The organism is Methylobacterium sp. WL18 (assembly GCF_008040015.1).
GTDB classification, from domain to species: Bacteria; Pseudomonadota; Alphaproteobacteria; order Rhizobiales; family Beijerinckiaceae; genus Methylobacterium; species Methylobacterium mesophilicum.
The window spans coordinates 1-2,741 of record NZ_VRVD01000625.1 but is presented as its reverse complement, the minus strand read 5'-3'; the positions used below and the strand labels follow the sequence as shown (position 1 = coordinate 2,741).

General features: G+C 68.1%; 1 protein-coding gene and 1 rRNA gene. One reads left to right on the top strand and one right to left on the bottom strand.

The window, feature by feature from the left end; all coding sequences use genetic code 11:
• Positions 1-1,920: FUSC family protein (locus FV228_RS26015; protein ID WP_187277913.1), on the bottom strand; the 1,920-nt coding region annotated here is incomplete at its 3' end.
• Between the two features lie 729 nt (positions 1,921-2,649).
• Here FV228_RS26015 and FV228_RS26010 point away from each other — a divergent pair.
• Positions 2,650-2,741: ribosomal RNA gene (locus FV228_RS26010) — 16S ribosomal RNA — on the top strand; the annotation flags it as partial.

The following is a 2,741-nucleotide window of genomic DNA, read 5'->3' as shown; positions in this document are numbered from 1 at the left end:
CTCGATCGACCGCGCGGCGATCTCGGCCGCCGCCGCCGCGAGGGTGTCGCGAGCCTGCCGCGGTGCCCGGGATGCCTCGGCCAAGGCCTGCAGGGTCAAGGCTTGAAGGGTCATCGTGCGGAGCATCGCCGGTGCGGTGGAGCGTCCGGCTGCATCTCGGGCCCGCATTGCCGCGCGACCGAGATGCAGCAGCCCGATCCCGTCCGCCATGATGGCCGCGTCGGCCGGATCGGCCCTGAGGCTCTGCGCGATGCGGGCCAGACGGTGATGCTGAAGATGCTCCCAGACCTGCCGGTGCTCAGGGGGATCCGAATCCAGGAGTGCCAGCGCGTCGCGGCGCAGAGCCGCCCGGATGCGGCGCGCCTGCCGGCGGGGATCGTGCGGGAGGAGCAGGCGGAAGACGAGAAGCGTCACGAAGACCGCGGTGACCCAGCCGAACGCCTGGTTCAGGAAGGCCGGCACGCTGAACGTCATCGGGTTGGTGGCGCCGACGAGGGTGTTGAACGCAACCAGATAGGCCAGCCCGGCCGGCGCGTGGCGCGGAAGGGTGGTGGCGTAGAGGCCCGCCATCCAGAACGGCGCGATCACCGCGACCAGCAACGGGAAACCCTGCACGCGCGGCATCAGGCCGAAGGCGCAGACGAAAGCGGCCGGCACGGCCAGGATCGTCCCGGTGATGAACGCGACGGCGCCGGCTGCCGGGTTGCCCGTCATGGCGAGCAGGACCGTGTAGGGCGCCAGGATGAGCAGCAGGAGCGACCAGTCGTTCCAGCCCGTCGCGATCCCGAAGGCGCCCGCGAGCAGGATCGCCAGTGCGGAGCGCAGGCCGTTCTCCGTCGCCGCCCCCCAGTCCCGATGGAAGCGGAACGACCGCTCCGGTCTCGCGGGGCTGCCTTGCGTGCGTGCCATGGCCGACACCGCCGACCCGTAATCCTCGACGAACGCGACGAGCCGGTCGAGCGCGATCAACGAGGGGGCTGTTCCGGGATCCTCAGTTTCGGCGCGGCCTACGCGCGCCTGCAGGGCGTCGCGCAACGCGGTGATCCGCTCGAGGGCATCATCGAAACGTCGAGCTTCCAGCGCGCACAGGATCCGCGGGAATTCCGTGACGACGTCGCGGTGCGCGGCGGCGAGATCCGGGGGCGTCCACCGATCGACGGCGTGCAGGTCCGACGTGCCCAGCAGCGCTCCGAACAGGGCCGCGATGGTCTCTCGAAGCACGCCCTCTCGCCTTGCGATGTCCGGGGATTCGGCCCGGCTCAGATCCATCAGATCGTCGATCGCGAAGAGGCCGGAAACCTGAGCCGCGGTCGGCAGCGCGGTCGGCTGCGATTTGCCGCCCAGCCGCTCCAGGGCGATGCCGGCGATCGCGGCGCATTGCCCGACCAGGGCAGTCTCGAGCGCGATGCGGGTTGCGCGCCTGCTCGACAGGGCCGTCACCACCCCGAGGCAGGCCACGCCGACCGCGACGGTCGCCATACGGCCGAGCACGGCGTCCAGCGCCCGCTCGGGCATCTCCAACGCGCCATACGTGGCGAGGCCGACCGTATAGCCGGCCACCGCCGCGCCGGAGGCCTGAAAATGACGGAGCAGCGTCGCCGCGCCGGTGCAGAGACCCAGCCAGAGGGCAAAACCGAGGATGAACAGGAGGGGGGCCTGGATGAACAGGCCCATGAGCACGAGCGCGGCCATCCCGCCGATCGCCGTGCCGACGAGGCGCCATCCGCCCTTGGCCAGGACCGCGCCGTGGTTGGCGTTGGCGACCAGCAGGACCGTCGAGGCCGCCGAGTAGGGCGTCTCCAACTGCAAGCCGAACGCGATGCCGAGGGCGAGCGTCGCAGCGACGGTCGACCGCAGAACGTAACCCGCGCCGGGCGTCAGGATGTCGATCGCGAGGAGGCGATCGCGGGCGTTTCGCACCAGGGCGGAGTTCCGCCGCGCCCGGTGGAGACCAGAACCGGTCAGGCGGGGGTGATCGGCAGGGTCGCCGTGAGGATCGCGTGTTGGCTGGCACATCGAACAGGGGGAGAGACCATGACGGGCAGAGCGCCGGCGCCTTAAGTCCTATCATCCTACCTATGCTGGACGTGCGGTCAATCCGTGCTGCGGCTCATGGAACGATCATACCCGCACCTGTAGAAGCTCAAGACGGCTACCGATGCCGCACGACAACGCCACCAGTCGGGACGCGACCCAAGGTCCCGGCGCTCGGATCCCAGCGCGACATGGCCCGCAGGTGAGGCCACGCTCGACAAGATCTGACGCGGCGGTTTCGGTGCGACGCCGGCAAAAGGGTGGTTGACATGGGAATGCGGGGCGTCTTATACGGCGCCTCCCGACGCGGTGCCCAAGCAAAGGCGAGCCGGTCGGACGGACTTTCCGAAGATTTCAGTGGGACTTGACCGGGGCAGCCCGGTGGTTTACTGGTCTCTTCAAGGTACTGACGAAGGTCAGTTCCGCTCTTTGACAAGTGAATACGAGAAAGAGAAGCGTGGACGGCGCTTGTCCTTGCGGATCCGGTGCAAGCCGGGTCATCAAGAGGATGCAAGCTGTCATACGCTTTTTGGAAGCTCACACTGTTCGGGTGGAAATGCCCGGACGAATGTGAGCCTCTGTCAAGATGTAGTGATCAGCTTTGATCAATCTCTTCAACGTGAGAGTTTGATCCTGGCTCAGAGCGAACGCTGGCGGCAGGCTTAACACATGCAAGTCGAGCGGGCACTTCGGTGTCAGCGGCGGAC